An 18,491-nucleotide genomic window follows, 5' to 3' on the forward strand; every position below is an offset into this window, starting at 1 on the left:
AAAGTCAACGATTTATCTCATTTTTCTTAGATTACGATTAATTCTTTTGGAGCAAGGGTTAATAACTCACAACCGGTATCTGTAATCAGGATGTCGTCTTCGATACGAACTCCGTATTTACCTTCAATATAAATACCCGGTTCATCAGTCAAGACCATACCAGTTTTGATAACTTCTTTGGAAGTTTGGCTAAAGTAAGGTTCTTCGTGGATATCAAGTCCGATACCGTGCCCGATACCGTGTGTAAAGTATTCTCCATAGCCTGCTTCCACGATAATATCACGAGGAATCTTGTCAAAGTCACGGAAACCTAAGCCAGCCTTAGCTTGGTCAATCAATGCTTGGTTAGCCCTTAAAACAGTGTTGTAGATTTCTGCTTGTTCGTCACTGACATGACCGAGGTAGATGGTCCGAGTCATATCACTCACATAATGTTCGTATAAGCAACCGAAGTCCATGGTAATAGCTTCACCTAGTTCTACCGGCTTGTGCATTGGGTGGGCATGGGGTTTAGAAGAGTTGATGCCACTCGCTAAGATTGTGTCAAAAGACAAACCTGCCGCTCCTAATTCACGCATACGGAAATCAAGGAAGTTGGCAATTTCAATTTCAGTCTTACCAGGCTTGATAAATTCAAGGGCATCGTGGAAAGCTTGATCTGAGATTGAGCAAGCCTTGCGAATGGTCGCAATCTCTGTCTCATCCTTAATCATACGAAGCGCTTCAACAAACTGTGTCTGTGGAACTAGTTCCAAACCTTCAAAGGCGGTTTGCATGCGATGGTAATAAGAAACTGAAATCTCATCTTCAAACCCGATACGAGAAAGACCCATGTCTTTTGCAATCTTTGCAATAACAGCCAACTCATCACGTTCTGCAAGAATCTCAAAACCAGTTACTTCTTGCTTAGCAGCGATGATATAGCGAGCATCCGTCACCAAGATTTGATGGTCACGACTGATGAAGACCGTTCCATTTGAACCCCAAAATCCTGTCAAATAGTAGACATTTTTAAGGTTATTGATAATGATTCCATCTAGTTCTTTTTCTTGCATTTTATCGAGAAATGCTTGCACACGTTTATTCATGATGTAACTTTCCTTTCAAATACTGTCCTGTATAGCTAGCTTCATTAGCAGCTACTTCCTCTGGAGTTCCTGTTGCAATGATGGTACCACCACCAACACCACCTTCTGGGCCTAGGTCGATAATATGGTCTGCTGTTTTGATAACATCCAGATTGTGCTCGATGACGAGAACTGTATTACCATCATCGACAAAGCGAGACAAAACGGTGAGTAGACGAGCGATGTCCTCAGTATGCAACCCAGTCGTTGGTTCATCTAAAATGTAGAAGGACTTACCTGTCGAGCGCTTGTGGAGTTCACTAGCCAGCTTCATACGCTGGGCCTCACCTCCAGAAAGTGTCGTAGCTGGTTGTCCCAAGGTCACATAACCTAGACCAACATCTTTGATGGTCTGGAGTTTGCGTTGAATTTTCGGAATATGTTGGAAAAATTCTACTGCGTCATTGACCGTCATATCCAAGACTTGCGAGATATTCTTTTCCTTGTAGTGAACTTCTAGCGTTTCACTGTTGTAGCGAGTCCCATGACAGACTTCACAGGCTACGTAAACATCTGGCAAGAAATGCATCTCAATCTTGATAATCCCGTCACCCGAGCAAGCTTCACAGCGACCGCCCTTGACGTTGAAACTGAAACGCCCCTTCTTATAGCCACGAATCTTGGCTTCATTTGTCTGAGCAAAGAGGTCTCGAATATCATCAAAGACACCTGTATAGGTCGCAGGATTAGACCTCGGTGTTCGTCCAATTGGACTCTGGTCAATGTCTATCAGACGGTCGATATGTTCAATTCCTATAATAGTCTTAAACTTACCAGGCTTGTCTGAATTACGATTGAGCTTTTGTGCAATAGCCTTTTTGAGGATGCTGTTAATCAAGGTAGACTTCCCTGAACCAGACACCCCTGTCACTGCAATGAATTTCCCGAGTGGGAAGCGAGCGGTGATATTTTGCAAGTTGTTCTCACGCGCGCCTGTCACTTCGATAAAACGACCATTACCTACACGGCGCTCTGACGGCACTGGAATCGCACGTTTTCCTGATAGATACTGTCCTGTAATGGATTTGCTGTTGCGAGCTACCTGCTTAGGCGTTCCTGCAGCAACAATTTCTCCACCAAAGACACCTGCACCAGGGCCAACGTCAATCAGATAATCAGCTTCTCGCATAGTATCTTCATCGTGTTCTACCACGATCAAGGTGTTCCCCAAGTCACGCATCTTTTTCAGACTGGCAATCAAACGGTCATTGTCCCTCTGGTGGAGACCGATTGACGGCTCATCCAGGATATAGAGCACACCTGAGAGGTTGGAACCAATCTGGGTCGCCAAGCGAATACGCTGACTCTCTCCACCTGAAAGGGTCCCTGCCGAACGTGACAGAGTCAGATAGTTGAGACCTACGTTATTGAGGAAGGTCAAGCGGTCCTTGATTTCCTTCAGGATAGGACGAGCGATAATAGCTTCATTTTCAGATAGGATTAGTTGATCAATGACCTCCAAATGGTCTGAAATGGAGAGGTCTGAAATTTCTCCGATATGGAGTCCTTTTTCTCCCCCTACTCGAACAGATAAGGCTTGGTCATTGAGACGATAACCATGACAGGTACCACAAGTCAGCTCGTTCATATAGAGACGCATCTGTGTACGAGTGTAGTCGCTATTGGTTTCATGATAGCGACGCTTGATATTATTGACAACACCTTCAAATGGAATATCGATATCACGAACTCCACCAAATTCATTCTCATAGTGGAAATGGAATTCTTTCCCATCTGAACCATAGAAGATGAGATGTTTATCTGCCTCAGACAAGTCCTCAAAAGGCCTATCCATATCCACTCCAAAAGCTGTCATGGCTTGTTCCAGCATATTTGGATAATAGTTTGAAGAGATAGGGTTCCAAGGCGCTAAGGCTCCCTCGCGAAGGCTCTTGCTAGCATCTGGCACGACTAAGTCCGTATCAACCTCTAGCTTGATTCCCAAACCGTCACACTCGCTACAAGAGCCAAACGGTGCATTGAAGGAGAAGAGACGAGGTTCTAACTCTGGAACCGTAAATCCACATACTGGACAAGCATAGTGTTCTGAAAAGAGCAACTCTGAATCATCCATCGTATCAATAACGACATAACCTTCTGCGATGCGAAGGGCTGCTTCAATCGAATCAAAGAGACGACTACGGATACCTTCTTTAATGATAATACGGTCTACCACCACATCGATGTTGTGTTGTTTATTCTTTTCAAGTTCAGGAACTTCGGTCACATCATAGACAATCCCATCAACACGGACACGGACGTAACCGTCCTTTTGAATCTTTTCGATCAGCGTCTTGTGTTGCCCCTTTTTCTTACGAATAACAGGAGCCAAAATCTGCAGTCGTTGGCGTTCTGGCAATTCCAAAACCTTGTCTACAATCTGTTCAACAGACGAAGCCTTGATAGCCCCATGTCCATTGATACAGTAGGGTATTCCTACACGAGCATAAAGGAGACGTAGGTAGTCGTTGATTTCCGTCGTAGTTCCTACAGTTGAGCGAGGGTTTTTACTAGTCGTTTTCTGATCAATAGAAATGGCAGGGCTGAGACCATCGATAGAGTCCACATCTGGTTTTTCCATATTGCCCAAAAACTGACGAGCATAGGCTGACAAACTCTCTACGTAGCGGCGTTGCCCTTCTGCATACAGGGTATCAAAAGCAAGACTGGACTTGCCCGAACCCGATAGCCCCGTCACCACAACCAGCTTGTCTCGTGGAATTTCCACGTCAATATTTTTTAAATTATGGGCGCGTGCCCCATGGATGACAATCTTATCTTGCATGTTACTTCTTTCTAGTCCATTGTTGCTTTCCATTATACCAAAAAAAGTGAAATTCTATTACCAAAAAAGCCGAATTTATAGTATAATAGTACGGTGCTAAAAATCACTTAAATACAGAATAGATTAGGAAAGGATAGGAGATATGAAACAAGTCTTTCTCTCAACAACAACTGAATTTAAAGAGATCGATACGCTCCAACCGGGCACTTGGATCAATCTCGTCAATCCTACCCAGAGCGAATCGATGGAAATCGCTTCTGCTTTTGATATTGATATCGCTGACCTCCGTGCACCACTCGATGCCGAAGAAATGTCTCGTATTACCATTGAAGATGAATACACTCTGATCATCGTAGACGTCCCAATCACAGAGGAAAGAAATAACCGTACCTACTATGTGACCATTCCCTTGGGGATTATCATTACCGAAGAGGCTATTATTACCACTTGTTTGGAACCTCTACCACTTCTAGATGTCTTTATCAATCGGAGACTTCGTAATTTCTATACCTTTATGCGTTCGCGCTTTATCTTTCAAATCCTCTACCGCAACGCTGAAATTTATCTGACAGCCCTTCGTTCAATTGAGCGTAAGAGTGAGCAAATCGAAACCCAACTTCACAAATCTACTCGAAATGAAGAATTGATTGAACTCATGGAGTTGGAAAAGACCATCGTCTACTTCAAGGCCTCTCTTAAGACAAACGAGCGCGTGATTAAAAAATTGACCAGCGCAACTAGCAATATTAAGAAATACCTTGAAGACGAAGACTTACTTGAAGACACATTGATTGAAACGCAACAGGCCATCGAGATGGCGGATATCTATGGAAACGTCCTTCACTCTATGACAGAGACCTTTGCCTCTATCATTTCAAACAACCAGAACAATATCATGAAAACCTTGGCCCTCGTGACCATCGTTATGTCTATCCCGACTATGATTTTCTCAGCTTACGGAATGAACTTTAAGGACAATGAAATCCCTTTAAACGGAGAACCGCATGCTTTCTGGCTCATCGTCTTTATCGCCTTTGCTATGAGTGTTTCTCTCACTCTTTACCTCATCCATAAAAAATGGTTCTAAACAGGAGTTATTATGTCACAGATTGATTTAAAAGAATTAACAAAGAAAAACCAAGAATTTATCCATATTGCAACCCAACAATTTCTCAAGGACGGAAAAACTGACGCTGAAATCAAGGCCATCCTTGAAGAAGTCATTCCTCATATCCTTGAAGAACAACCAAAAGGTGTGACTGCTCGTTCTATCTATGGAGCACCAACTCACTGGGCTCACAGCTTCAGCGAAAAAGAGCAATACGAGAAAGAACATCCAAAGGAAAATGACGATCCAAAATTGATGATGTTGGATTCAGCCCTTTTCATCACAGGACTATTTGCAGTAGTTAGCGCCTTGATGAGCTTCTTCTCAAACCAACCTGTGGCCTACGGATTGGTAACACTTATCAGCGTAGGGGCTTTTGGTGGAGTTGCCTTTTACCTGCTCTACCACTTCATCTACCGCTACTACGGACCTGATACTGACCGTAGCCAACGTCCTCCATTCTGGAAATCACTTTTGGTTATGTTAGCAACCATGTTTGCCTGGGTCTTCATCCTCTTCTTGAGTAACTTCCTTCCACAAGCCATCAACATCAGCCTCCCACCACTTGTTTTGTTGGTCATTGGAGGAGCTCTCCTTGCCCTACGTTTCTACCTCAAAAAACGTTTCAACATCAAGAGCGCAAGTGCAGGACCAGCTAGATATTAAGATAAACAAAAAAAGTAGTGTGTTTTGTAGACAGACTACTTTTATTATGCTTCCAAAGTATTTTTTGATTCTCCAAAGAAAAGTAGCTACATTTTCTAAAAACGTTCTAATGTAAAGGCTTCCCTTAGAATCCCAAGGTTTTATCCTTGAATTCAAGTTGTTTTTCTGTTATGCTAATAAAGTAATAAGGAGAAATATATATGACTAAACAGAGAATTAATCAAATTGTTGGTTCAATTGGTGCCTTTATCGGGATTATTGTATTTATAGCCTACATCCCTCAAATTTTTGCCAATTTACAAGGAAATAAAGCTCAACCTTTCCAACCTTTATCAGCAGCAGTCTCTTGCTTAATCTGGGTCATTTATGGATGGACAAAAGAGCCTAAGAAAGACTGGATTCTAATCATTCCAAACTCGGCTGGGGTTATCCTTGGCGGACTGACCTTCCTTACTGCTCTATAAGAATGCAACTACTATAAAAAGCAACCACATCGAACGGTTGCTTTTTTACTACTTTCGTGATCTAAAAGCCATTTTCTGATTCTAATTCTTGTTGTTTTTCCTCATCTTTTGTGATACAATAGCATCAATTTATTTCTAGGAGGATGAGATATGGTTTCTACTATTGGTATTGTTAGTTTGTCTAGTGGCATTATCGGAGAAGACTTTGTCAAACACGAAGTGGACTTGGGTATTCAACGTCTCAAGGATCTAGGACTCAATCCTATCTTTTTGCCCCATTCGTTAAAAGGCTTAGACTTTATCAAGGACCATCCTGAAGCACGTGCGGAGGATTTGATGCAAGCCTTTTCTGATGATAGTATCGACATGATCCTATGCGCCATCGGTGGAGACGATACCTATCGTTTATTACCCTATCTTTTTGAAAATGACCAACTAGAAAAAGTTATCAAACAAAAGATTTTTCTTGGCTTCTCGGATACGACCATGAACCATCTCATGTTGCATAAACTAGGTGTTAAAACTTTTTATGGTCAATCCTTTTTAGCAGACATTTGTGAATTAGACAAAGAAATGTTAGCCTATAGCCTTCACTACTTTAAAGAATTGATTGAGACGGGAAGAATCTCAGAAATCCGCCCTAGTGACGTTTGGTATGAGGAACGAACTGACTTCAGTCCCAAAGCCTTGGGAACACCTCGTGTCAGCCATGCAAATACTGGTTTTGAGTTGTTACAAGGAACTGCCCAGTTCGAGGGAGAAATCCTCGGCGGTTGCCTCGAATCCCTCTACGATATCTTTGACAACTCTCGATACGCAGATAGCACAGGCCTCTGCCAAAAATACAAACTTTTCCCTGACTTATCCGACTGGAAAGGAAAGATTCTATTGCTAGAAACAAGTGAAGAAAAGCCTGAACCTGATGATTTCAAAAAAATGTTGCAGACTTTAAAAGAAACTGGGATATTTGAAGTCATTAGTGGACTCTTGGTCGGGAAACCTATGGATGAAACTTTCTATGACGACTATAAAGAGGCACTATTGGATATCATTGATAGCAATATCCCGATTGTCTATAATCTGAATGTTGGACACGCAACTCCAAGAGCTATTGTCCCCTTCGGAGTCCACGCCCATGTAGACGCAATGAAGCAAGTCATTCGCTTTGACTATAACAAAGAAAGCTGAGATAGAACTCTCAGCTTTTTTATATTCTCCTATGTTCTAGACATCTAACGTCACTTATTTCCACTTTTCCATTCACAATCATTCTCGTGATCATCAACCAACCCTGCAGCCTGTAGAAAGGACAAAACAGCGACTGGTCCAGTAAACTTAAAGCCTCGTTTTTTGAGTTCCTTGGATAATGTCTCAGATAAGGCCGTCTTGGCAGGGGCTTGGGCATAGTCAGGAACATCATTGGTGATGGTTTTACCATCTACAAAAGACCAGAGATAGGCATCAAAAGTTCCGAATTCTGCCTGAACTTGTAGAAAGGCCTGGGCATTGACACGTGTCGCAAATATCTTGGCACGATTGCGGATGATGGCTGGATTATCCATCAAAGCTTCCAATTCTTCATCCGACATCTCTGCGACCGCTTGAATTTGGTAACCATGAAAAGCTTGACGGAAGGCTTGGCGTTTATTGAGTACCGTTTCCCAAGATAGCCCCGCCTGATAAGTCTCCATACAGAGCAACTCAAAAAGTGCTTGGTCATCATGGAGAGGTTGCCCCCACTCCTCATCGTGGTAGGCTACATATAGCGGATTGGTCATCTTAACCCACGAACAACGTTTTGGCATAGAAATCTCCTATTTCACCAACATTTTAAGGGCCGACTTGATATAATTCTCTGCTGTATCCGAAGTTCCTTCAAAGAATTTCTTGATTTTCTTAAGCTCAGTCGCCTTGTAGCCCAGTGCCAACATGGCTTCCATAGCTTCTTCCAGTTCTTGGTTGTCACTGCTAGATGGAACCGCAGCCTTAGCAGGGAGGTCGTCTCCTGCCACAACAACTTTCCCTTCTAAGTCCAAGACCATCTGTTGGGCTGTTTTCTTACCAATCTTCGGAAACTTGGTCAAGTAGGTGATGTTCTTAGTCTCAATCGCTTGAACGAGCCCTGCATTGTCATCTGCTGCAATGATAGCCAAAGCTGATACAGGACCAATGCCCGACACCGAAATCAAGCTGAGAAAGAGTTTTTTCTCGTCTTCTAAACGGAAACCGTAAAGGAGATGAGCGTCTTCGCGAACAACTTGATGCACATAGATTTGCGCTTCTTGATTGACTTGTCCCGAGTAAGCATAGGGATTTGCTACATGTAGGATATAGCCGATTCCGTTTGCTTCTAGGACGATGTATTTAGCAGTAATTTTGGTAATGATACCCTTTAGATATTCGTACATAATTTTCCCTTCAATTTATACTCAATGAAAATCAAAGAGTAAACTAGGAAGCTAACCGTAGGCATAACTTAAGTTAGACAAGGTAAGGCTGACGCAGTTTAAAGAGATTTTCGAAGAGTATTAGTATTTGCCTAGTTCTCGTAGGCTGGTATGATTTTCCTGAATGCGACGGAACATCTTTTCCATGTCTGACTTGGTAAAATGCACCAAAACAGGGCGTCCGTGGGGACAGTTGTATGGGTTGTTGCATTTAGAGAGCTGATAGAGAAGCTGTCTGGCTGAGTGGTCATCGATTCGATGATTGGCTTTGATAGACCGCTTGCAGGACATCATGATCGCCAGCTCTGCTCGGTATTTCTTGATCGAAACTTCCTTGGTCAAGAGGAGCATGTCACACATCTCGTAGATACCAGACTCGATCTCCTCTTCTGCCATCCAAATAGGATGTTCCCGTAGGATAAATTGATTCTCTCCGTACTCTGCTAGAAAGACGCCAACTTCCTCCAAGAGAGACATTCTTTCCTTGAGACGAAGGACATCATCTGCAGGGAATTCAAAGATGTAAGGTACTAGGAGTTGCTGCTGACTCTGGTCAACATTGCCGATACTCTCACGGTATTCCTCGTACTTAACCCGCTCCTGAGCTGCATGTTGATCTATGATGTAGAGCCCATCTCGACCTTGAGCAAAGAGATAGGTCCCGTGCATCTGACCGAAAAACTCCAACTCTGGGAAGCTCGAAGACTCTTCTCGCTCCAGCTTATCATAAGCCTTATCCAGACTTGCCATATCCAACTCTGGATGGTCTAGTTGGTCGTAGCTGATAGGCTTTCTCTCTGCAAAATGCAGTTTTGCTGGCTTGGTCAGCTGATCCAAGGTTTCCTTGGCGAAGAGGTTCAAATCCTGTCTTTCTTCAGTCAGATTCACCTGATGGTCTGCTACCTCAGCTTGAGGCGGTCTTGTCAGCTCCGTTTGATCGTAGTAAAGATTATTTTCTTTAAGTGAGAGGATGGTTTGTTCTACTTTTTCACGATTGCGAACGGTAGACTTTGCAAGATTTTCCAAGGCATCTGGAATCAAGGTCTGTTCCTTGAGACTCTTTGCGATAGCTTCTGAAACCAGCGCCATCAGTTCTCTTTCCTTGGAAATCCGCACTTCTTGCTTGGTTGGATGCACATTGACATCTGCTAGATAAGGGTCAATCTGGATATGAATCACAGCCAGCGGAAAACGCCCCACCATGAGCTTGCTACCGTATCCATCTAAAATGGCACGATTGAGCAGGAAGTTTTTGATATAACGGCCATTGATAAAAAGGCTGATATAGTTACGATTAGCCCGTGTCATTTCCGGCAATGAGACAAAACCAGAAATTTCAAAGTCTAGGTCAGAATTCTCAATTTCAACCATTTTTTTGGCACTAACCAAACCATAAATTCCAGCAATGGCTTGACGCAGTTGACCCGTACCAGCTGTTCGTGTCATTTCCTTGCCATCGCTAATCAGGCTAAAGGAAATCTCAGGATGGGCTAGCCCCAAACGGTTGACAATATCAATGATGTGAGACAACTCCGCCTGCTGACTCTTCATATACTTGAGACGAGCTGGTGTGTTGAAAAAGAGGTCCTCCACACAAACCTTAGTCCCTACAGGACTTGTCGCTGGGCTAATCTCTTCAACTTCTCCCCCACGAGCCACTAACTTGGTCCCGTGACTTGCTCCATCCACCGCAGTCAACAAGGTTAAGACACTGACAGATGCGATTGAAGGCAGAGCTTCACCACGGAAACCAAGAGTCCGAATCCGAAAGAGATCCGCTTGATTCTTAATTTTACTGGTCGCATGACGGCGGAGAGCCAACTCGACTTCATCGTGGGCAATCCCGTGACCATTATCGGTAATTTGGATTTTCTTAAGGCCAGCTTCTTCAATCTCGACGATGATCTGGCTTGAGCCAGCGTCGATAGCATTTTCAACCAACTCTTTAACGACACTAGCAGGGCGTTCGATAACCTCTCCTGCCGCGATTTGATTGGCCAAGACTTCTGGCAATTCAATAATATGAGACATCTTTCAGCCCCTTTCTTAACTATTTTTATCTATTTCTCTGAAAATAATACTCTTCAAAAATCTCTTTAAACCACGTCAGTCTCGCCTTGCCGTATATGTGTTACTGACTTCGTCAGTTCTATCCACAACCTCAAAACAGTGTTTTGAGCAACCTGCGGCTAGCTTCCTAGCTTGCTCTTTGATTTTCATTGAGTATAAGCTAGTGCTATTATACCATATTTCACTCGTTTCCAAAAAAGTCCGAGTAGCAACTTTCTTCCCGATTTTACTAGGTTATTTGCCAAGTTTGTGGTAAAATAGGTAGAAACAATATTTTAAAAAGGAGAAAAGACACATGCACATTTTTGATGAGCTAAAAGAGCGTGGTTTGATTTTTCAAACAACTGATGAAGAAGCTTTGCGTAAAGCCCTAGAAGAAGGTCAAGTTTCTTATTATACTGGCTACGATCCAACTGCTGACAGCCTTCACCTAGGCCACCTTGTCGCAATCTTGACAAGTCGTCGTTTGCAACTAGCAGGTCACAAACCTTATGCGCTCGTTGGCGGTGCTACAGGTCTCATCGGAGATCCGTCCTTCAAAGATGCTGAGCGTAGTCTCCAAACAAAAGACACAGTAGATGGCTGGGTCAAGTCTATCCAAGGACAACTTTCTCGCTTTCTTGATTTTGAAAATGGTGAAAATAAAGCTGTCATGGTCAACAACTACGACTGGTTTGGCAGCATCAGCTTCATTGACTTCCTCCGTGATATCGGAAAATACTTCACTGTCAACTATATGATGAGCAAGGAGTCTGTTAAAAAACGGATCGAAACAGGGATTTCTTACACAGAGTTTGCTTACCAAATCATGCAAGGATACGACTTCTTTGTCCTTAACCAAGACCACAATGTTACTCTGCAAATCGGTGGTTCTGACCAATGGGGAAACATGACAGCTGGTACCGAATTGCTTCGTCGTAAGGCTGACAAGACTGGTCACGTTATCACTGTTCCACTGATTACAGACGCAACCGGTAAGAAATTTGGTAAATCTGAAGGAAATGCAGTCTGGCTCAATCCTGAAAAGACTTCTCCATACGAAATGTACCAATTCTGGATGAACGTCATGGACGCTGACGCTGTTCGCTTCTTGAAAATCTTTACTTTCTTGTCATTAGACGAGATTGAAGACATCCGTAAACAATTCGAAGCAGCACCACACGAACGCTTGGCTCAAAAAGTCTTGGCTCGTGAAGTTGTGACTCTTGTCCACGGAGAAGAAGCCTACAAAGAAGCCCTTAACATCACTGAACAACTCTTTGCAGGAAATATCAAAAACCTTTCTGTCAAAGAACTCAAGCAAGGACTTCGTGGCGTGCCAAACTACCAAGTACAGGCAGACGAAAATCACAACATCGTTGAACTTCTTGTATCTTCTGGCGTGGTTAACTCAAAACGCCAAGCCCGTGAAGACGTACAAAATGGAGCTATCTACGTCAACGGCGACCGTATCCAAGACCTTGACTATGTCTTAGGGGATAACGATAAATTAGAGAACGAACTCACTGTTATCCGCCGCGGTAAGAAGAAATACTTTGTATTGACTTACTAAATTGTTAAACATTTACCTATAAACAAAGGAGTTACCCTCGAGAAAGGTAACTCCTTTTTGCTGTGAATAGTCCCCCACCTATCCCTTAATAGACAGGCTACGCAGTACAATGCGTAAGGTTGTTAGATTATGTAAGATAGAAAGATTTGAAGGGCTGAGCCAGTTAAACAAGCCAAAGCCAATCAAACTACTATTTACGACAACGGTATCTTGAATATTCTTCTTGATGAGTGTTTGCAAAGATGATGATAGCGAATCCAACTCTTGGAAGAAATCCAAACGATTATCTAACAACAAGATATCGCTCATCTGCTTAGAAATATCTGCACTCTCATTCATCACCACGCCGATATCTGATAGGGTTAGAGCCGCTGAGTCATTCAATCCATCTCCAACCATCAAAATAGTGTGACCTGCTTTCTGCAGTTTCTCTACTAACTCAAATTTCCCATCAGGTTTTAAGTCTGTATAGACCTGATCAAAGGGCAAATCTTTGACTAATTCCTCTGTTCTAACCAAGGTGTCCCCTGTTGCCAGAATCAATTTTTTCCCTTGTTCCTTAAGTTTATCCAAGGCTGCCTTAGCTTCTTTTCTCAAAGGAGTATGAATGCAGAACATTCCAATCAATTCATTCTGGTAGGCTAAGAATAAGAGATTGTAGTGACTCTTGTACTCTTCAATTAAAGCATTTTGTTCTGAACTGATATGAATCTGCTCATCCTGCATCAAGACATAATTCCCAATAAGAACTGGTTGACCATCTATATGAGATTTGATCCCCTTACTTGCGATATATTGGAGTTTCCCATGCATTTCCTCATGTTCAATCCCCTCTATCTCGGCTTGCTTGACGATGGCATTAGCAATAGGATGATAAATGTGTTCCTCAAGACAGGCACTGATTCTGAGAATATCTTCCTCACTATTGTCTCCAAAAGGTAACACCTTTTCAACTATAGGATAGCTAGTTGTGATTGTCCCAGTCTTATCAAATAAGAAGGTATCAACTTCCAGGTATTTCTCCAGAACATCTCCATCCTTAATCACCATTTCACGGTTCAACCCCTCCTTGATAGCTGTCAAATAAGCTACAGGAGTAGAGATTTTCAAAGCGCAGGAGAAATCGACCAATAGGAAAGAGATAGCCTTAGAAAAAGAACCCGTTAATAGGTAAGTCAGCCCAGCCCCCAAGAAATTATATTTGACGACCTTATCCGCCATCTTGATGAAATAGCGTTGTTTCGTTTTCTTGTTTTCTTCAGATTTTTTCATCAACTCAATCAGTTGTAAAATCCGGCTGTTCATCTGATTATCGGTTACACGAATGCGTAACTCTCCAGTTTCTAATACTGTATTTGCACAAACCAAATCAGACTCTCTTTTTTCAACTGGAAAACTCTCTCCCGTCAAGGAACTTTCGTTGACCATACCTAAACCTGAAACTACTTGTCCATCAAACAGAATTTCATTTCCTTGAGATAAGACCAAGACATCTCCTATTTGAACATCGGAACTCTTGATACTAACAACCGTATCGCCCTGTACTAAGAATACATCGCTCTCTTTTGCAAGAAGGCTTTGTTCTAAATCTGTTGCAGTTTTTTTCAAAGACCACTGATCTAAATGATTCCCCAAATCAAGCATAAACATGATATTACTTGCCGTCTTGGATTGGTTCATAAATAAGGACAATAAAATCGCTGAACAGTCCAAGACCTCCATCGTTAGTTCCTTACGCGCTAGAGTCTGATAGGCTTCTCTAACATAACCCAAAGCCTGATAACAAGTCCATATATAGCGAATAGGAAACGGTACAAGACTACGAAAAAGCACACGCTTAATCGCTGCACCTGAAACAATAGAATAAGCACTCTCTTCTCTACGAATGGGAAGAGTCATCAACTCAGAAACTTTCCCTTTATCAATTCTTTTTAAAAAGGCTTCTGCATTATCTAATACAGAAAAGCCTTCTTTTATACGTAGAGTAAAGTGCTGTTGATCCATGTAAAACTGGATGGACTCAATCCCCTTTTCATCTCTCGCCAAGGAACGAAGATAGTCTTGAATATCCAAGGTGAGTGAAAAAGAAGATGATAGTCGGATATGTTGGTATCCTCTATGTAGCACTTTAAAAGACATATTATTCCCCTATAAGGCTATCTAATTGCTCTTCTTTTTTCTCTTGCTCGTACAAATATTTGGCATCTTGCAAGACATCGTCTCCATGTTGTTTCACAACAGAAACAGATGCATCTAACCCGTCTTTCAACTTGTAAGCCTTAGCCAAAGCTTTAGAATAACCTTTTTTAGCTTCCTTACTTGCTAAGATTTTCAAACCAAGGGTACCAAATGCGACACCACCCAAAAAGAGTGATGATTTTTTCGCAACTTTTGCAACGGTTAGTACTTCTTTTAACATACTTATTTCCTCCTTATCATTATTATATAGCAATTTAGATATAAAAGCAATTTCATTCTATAAATTTGAGAATTAGTTTTATTTCTACTGAATCTCCCATCTACTTATTCCTAAAGTTGCTTTCATTTGCCTCTTTTGATACACTTAAACTATGAATACAAATCTCAAACCCAAACTTCAGCGTTTTGCTTCTGCGACTGCCTTTGCCTGTCCTATCTGTCAAGAAAATCTGACCTTGGTAGAGTCTAGCCTCAAGTGTAGCAACCGCCATTCTTTTGACCTGGCTAAATTTGGCTATGTCAATCTAGCCCCTCAAATCAAACAATCCGCCAACTACGACAAAGAAAACTTTCAAAATCGCCAGCAAATCCTAGAAGCTGGCTTTTACCAAGCTATTCTAGATGCCTTATCAACCATGCTTTCTAGCTTAGAAACGAGTCAAACAGTCTTGGATATCGGCTGTGGCGAAGGCTTCTACTCTCGTAAACTCCAAGAAAGTCACTCTGATAAAACCTTTTATGCCTTTGACATTTCAAAAGACTCGGTCCAAATCGCTGCCAAGAGTGAACCCAACTGGGCAGTCAACTGGTTTGTTGGTGACCTGGCTCGCCTTCCTATAAAAGACGCCAGCATGGATATCCTACTTGATATCTTCTCACCTGCCAAATACGGAGAATTTCGCCGTGTCTTATCCAAAGACGGCATTTTAATCAAGGTCATTCCTACTGAAAACCACCTCAAGGAAATCCGTCAGATGGTACAGGAGCAGCTGACAAAGAAGGACTATTCCAACCAAGATATCAAGGAGCATTTCCAAGAGCATTTTAGCATCCAATCTAGTCAGATTGCTTCCTTGACCAAGTCTATCACAGCAGAACAACGCCAAACTTTACTCAGCATGACACCCCTCCTCTTTCACGTTGACCAAAGCAAGATTGATTGGAGCCAACTGACAGAGATCACCATCGAAGCAGAGATTCTAGTTGGGAAAGCACTGTAAATAAATTTTTGAAATACTACAAAGCCCGCACCTCTTCTTGAGATGCGGGTTTAAAATACGATTTTTCACTGTCTTTCCGAAAAGTTTAAAAAATTTTGACCTCTCCATTTATTTTCGATTTGAAATGACAAATTTATCAATAAATAGCAAGTGATATAAGGCAAGTGATGCCCCATAACAACATCCATGAAAAGAGATTTCTTGATGAGTAAGTGGAAACGAAGAACTATTACCCGTATAAAGGCATGACAAAATTACAAAAATAATCCAAAATAAATCAGTCCATTTATATTTTGAAAAATATTTTTTCCACATAAGAACACCTTCTTTCTTTACTATAATACTATTATAATACTGTTTGTAAACGAATACAAGAAATTTGAGGTAGCAGCTAAGAAGAACCTTAGGCTTAAAGGTAGTACAACCAACCTTCTTAGTGTTCTCTAGGTTTGATTTTTAAGTCTAGAAATTATTGACAAATTATTTTTTTTTTTGAGACCAGTCAACCTCAAATCCATAACATTCAAAAAAGCGAATTTCATTTGAAACTCGCTTTTTTACAAAATGCATTAGTATAATTTTATATCTTAGTTCAAGTGCCAGATATCTTCGTTATACTGAGCGATTGTACGGTCAGATGAGAAGAATCCTGCTTTAGCAATGTTAACGATGACTTTATCCAACCATGCATCACGGTTTTCGTAATCAGCAAGCATTTGCTCTTTCACTTTGATGTAGTCTTCTAAGTCAAGAAGAGTCATGAACCAGTCTTTGTTGATCAATTCATTGTAAAGACGTTCCAAGCGTTCTTTCTTACCAACTGCAAGAACAGCGTCGCTCACGATAAAGTCAACCAATGGTTTGATCGCTTTACGAGCGTAGAATTCGCTTGATTTGTAAGCTGATTTTGCGTAAAGGTCGATAACAGTTTCTGAATCTTCACCAAAGATGTAGATGTTTTCGTCTCCAACCAACTCAGCGATTTCCACGTTAGCACCGTCCATAGTACCAAGAGTCAAAGCTCCGTTCAACATGAATTTCATGTTACCAGTACCTGAAGCTTCTTTAGAAGCAAGTGAGATTTGTTCTGAGATGTCACATGCTGGGATAAGGAAGCTTGCTGCAGTAACGTTGTAGTTTTCAACCATTACCACTTGCAAGTGTGGAGCTACTGCTGGGTCGTTTGCAATCACTTCTGACAAGCAAAGGATCAAGTGGATGATGTCTTGAGCGATTGTGTAGGCAGGAGCTGCTTTACCTCCAAAGAATACTGTGATTGGACGAGCAGGGATATTACCAGCCTTGATGTCAAGATATTTGTGAATCACATATAAAGCGTTCATTTGTTGACGTTTGTACTCGTGAAGACGTTTGATTTGGATGTCAAAGATTGAGTTAGTATTGATTTCCACACCTTGGTGTTCTTTCAAGTGACGAGCCAATTTACGTTTGTTGTGAGCTTTGATGCTTTCCAATTTTTCTTTGACAGCAGCCTTGTCTTCGTATGAAAGAAGGTCTTCCAATTTAGAAGCTTCATGGTGCCATTCGCGTCCAAGGATCTCATCCAAGTAGTGAGACAAGCTTGGGTTAGCATGCATGAGCCAACGACGGAAAGTGATACCGTTTGTTTTGTTGTTGAATTTTTCTGGGTAAAGATCGTAGAAAGCTTTCAACTCAGAGTTCTTCAAAATTTCAGTGTGAAGAGCGGCAACCCCGTTTACGCTGTATCCATAGTGGATATCCATGTGGGCCATGTGTACACGATCGTGTTCATCAATGATTTGAACAGCTGGATCTTTGTGTTCAGCACGAACACGGCGGTCCAATTCCTTGATGATTGGTACCAAGTGAGGAACCACTTCTTCCAAGAATTCAAGAGGCCATTTTTCAAGGGCTTCCGCAAGGATTGTGTGGTTTGTGTAAGCAGTCATGCTACGAACGATAGAGATTGCTTCATCAAGTTCGATACCACGTTCAGTCAAAAGACGGATCAATTCAGGGATAACCATTGATGGGTGAGTATCGTTGATTTGTACAACTGCGTAGTCAGCAAGGTCGTGCAAGTTGCTTCCTTTTTCGATTGCTTCATCGATGATCAATTGCGCACCGTTTGAAACCATGAAGTATTGTTGGAAGATACGGAGCAACTCACCTTGTTTATCGCTATCGTCTGGGTAAAGGAAAAGAGTCAAGTTGTGAGCGATATCTGTCTTGTCAAAGTTGATACCATCTTGGATGATTGAAGAATCAACTGAATCCAAGTCGAACAAACGCAAACGGTTTTTAGTAGCTGTTTTGTAACCAGGTACATCGATATCGTAAAGAGTAGATGTCAATGTAAAGTGTGCAAATGGTACTTGGTAGCTACGGCTTGAACGAACCAACCAGTTTTGGTCAGTCAACCAAGCGTTAGGAATTGTTTCTTGTTGGTTGTTTTTAAGCACTTGTTGGAAAAGACCAAAGTGGTAGTTCAAACCAACACCGTCACCGTTCAAACCAAGTGTAGCGATTGAGTCGATAAAGCAGGCTGCCAAACGTCCCAAACCACCATTACCAAGTGATGGTTCCAACTCTACTTCTTCGATTTCGATCAACTCTTTACCTGCGTCAGCAAGTTCTTTTTTAACCTCGTCATAAAGACCAAGGTTAATCAAGTTGTTAGACAAGAGTTTACCGATCAAGAACTCAGCTGAGATATAGTAAACTTTTTTCTTACCAGTGTTGACTGGTTTTTGGCTGCTTGCAAGTTTGCTGTAGTTAAGAAGAGCAAGGTAAAGCTCTTCGTTACTACATTCTGCGATAGATTTATTGTAACGATTTTGTACAAATTCTTTTAATGGTAACATTTTTTGT

General features: G+C 41.8%; 15 protein-coding genes. 6 read left to right on the top strand and 9 right to left on the bottom strand.

The features are described from left to right. Nucleotides 1–26 precede the first annotated feature (26 nt). Together QM887_RS03760 and uvrA are read right to left on the bottom strand one after the other, a co-directional pair. Nucleotides 27–1,088 (bottom strand): M24 family metallopeptidase, encoded by a 1,062-nt coding sequence (locus QM887_RS03760; RefSeq protein WP_414270572.1) that lies wholly within the window; start codon nt 1,086–1,088, stop codon nt 27–29. Then, on the bottom strand, nt 1,081–3,912 hold the full coding sequence (gene uvrA, locus QM887_RS03765) for an excinuclease ABC subunit UvrA (RefSeq protein WP_414270573.1): 2,832 nt from the start codon (nt 3,910–3,912) through the stop codon (nt 1,081–1,083). Before uvrA ends, QM887_RS03760 begins: the two co-directional genes overlap by 8 nt. 142 nt (nt 3,913–4,054) lie before the next feature. Here uvrA and QM887_RS03770 point away from each other — a divergent pair, with 142 nt between their 5' ends. The 4 genes from QM887_RS03770 (at nt 4,055) to QM887_RS03785 (ending at nt 7,338) form a co-directional block, all read left to right on the top strand. Continuing rightward, nucleotides 4,055–4,999, top strand: a complete 945-nt coding sequence (locus QM887_RS03770; RefSeq protein WP_004250490.1) for a magnesium transporter CorA family protein — start codon at nt 4,055–4,057, stop codon at nt 4,997–4,999. A 12-nt stretch (nt 5,000–5,011) separates the two neighbouring features. Beyond that, the gene (locus tag QM887_RS03775; RefSeq protein WP_006146142.1) at nt 5,012–5,686 is read left to right on the top strand and encodes a DUF1129 domain-containing protein; all 675 of its coding nucleotides are present in this window, start codon (nt 5,012–5,014) and stop codon (nt 5,684–5,686) included. A gap of 200 nt (nt 5,687–5,886) precedes the next feature. Continuing rightward, nucleotides 5,887–6,150, top strand: a complete 264-nt coding sequence (locus QM887_RS03780; RefSeq protein WP_004250486.1) for a SemiSWEET family transporter — start codon at nt 5,887–5,889, stop codon at nt 6,148–6,150. A gap of 150 nt (nt 6,151–6,300) precedes the next feature. Then, nucleotides 6,301–7,338, top strand: coding sequence for a S66 family peptidase (locus tag QM887_RS03785; protein WP_414270574.1), 1,038 nt, complete (start codon nt 6,301–6,303; stop codon nt 7,336–7,338). A 50-nt stretch (nt 7,339–7,388) separates the two neighbouring features. Here QM887_RS03785 and QM887_RS03790 read toward each other — a convergent pair whose 3' ends face one another. From QM887_RS03790 to mutL, 3 genes are all read right to left on the bottom strand, one after another. Further along, a complete protein-coding gene (locus QM887_RS03790; RefSeq protein WP_414270575.1) occupies nt 7,389–7,955 on the bottom strand; it encodes a DNA-3-methyladenine glycosylase I in 567 nt (188 codons plus the stop codon). Nucleotides 7,956–7,964: 9 nt separating this feature from the next. Next, entirely contained in the window at nt 7,965–8,558 is a 594-nt protein-coding gene (gene ruvA / locus QM887_RS03795; protein ID WP_414270576.1) for a Holliday junction branch migration protein RuvA, read from the bottom strand. A gap of 120 nt (nt 8,559–8,678) precedes the next feature. Next, a complete protein-coding gene (gene mutL, locus QM887_RS03800; RefSeq protein WP_414270577.1) occupies nt 8,679–10,628 on the bottom strand; it encodes a DNA mismatch repair endonuclease MutL in 1,950 nt (649 codons plus the stop codon). A 334-nt stretch (nt 10,629–10,962) separates the two neighbouring features. Here mutL and tyrS point away from each other — a divergent pair, with 334 nt between their 5' ends. After that, entirely contained in the window at nt 10,963–12,219 is a 1,257-nt protein-coding gene (tyrS, locus tag QM887_RS03805) for a tyrosine--tRNA ligase (RefSeq protein WP_414270578.1), read from the top strand. Nucleotides 12,220–12,297: 78 nt separating this feature from the next. Here tyrS and QM887_RS03810 read toward each other — a convergent pair whose 3' ends face one another. Both QM887_RS03810 and QM887_RS03815 read right to left on the bottom strand, forming a co-directional pair. Beyond that, nucleotides 12,298–14,358, bottom strand: a complete 2,061-nt coding sequence (locus tag QM887_RS03810; RefSeq protein WP_414270579.1) for a heavy metal translocating P-type ATPase — start codon at nt 14,356–14,358, stop codon at nt 12,298–12,300. Nucleotide 14,359: 1 nt separating this feature from the next. After that, complete coding sequence (locus tag QM887_RS03815; RefSeq protein WP_000910910.1) at nt 14,360–14,638, bottom strand: DUF6110 family protein; 279 nt, start codon at nt 14,636–14,638, stop codon at nt 14,360–14,362. A gap of 151 nt (nt 14,639–14,789) precedes the next feature. Here QM887_RS03815 and QM887_RS03820 point away from each other — a divergent pair, with 151 nt between their 5' ends. Beyond that, nucleotides 14,790–15,638: a putative RNA methyltransferase gene (locus QM887_RS03820; protein ID WP_414270580.1), complete on the top strand. Its 849-nt coding sequence runs from the start codon at nt 14,790–14,792 to the stop codon at nt 15,636–15,638. Between the two features lie 108 nt (nt 15,639–15,746). Here QM887_RS03820 and QM887_RS03825 read toward each other — a convergent pair whose 3' ends face one another. Next, the gene (locus QM887_RS03825; protein ID WP_414270581.1) at nt 15,747–15,953 is read right to left on the bottom strand and encodes a hypothetical protein; all 207 of its coding nucleotides are present in this window, start codon (nt 15,951–15,953) and stop codon (nt 15,747–15,749) included. Nucleotides 15,954–16,225: 272 nt separating this feature from the next. Beyond that, nucleotides 16,226–18,484 (bottom strand): glycogen/starch/alpha-glucan family phosphorylase, encoded by a 2,259-nt coding sequence (glgP, locus tag QM887_RS03830; RefSeq protein WP_414270582.1) that lies wholly within the window; start codon nt 18,482–18,484, stop codon nt 16,226–16,228. Between the last annotated feature and the right edge of the window lie 7 nt (nt 18,485–18,491).

This window comes from Streptococcus infantis (genome assembly GCF_047460875.1).
GTDB classification, from domain to species: domain Bacteria; phylum Bacillota; class Bacilli; order Lactobacillales; family Streptococcaceae; genus Streptococcus; species Streptococcus infantis_AA.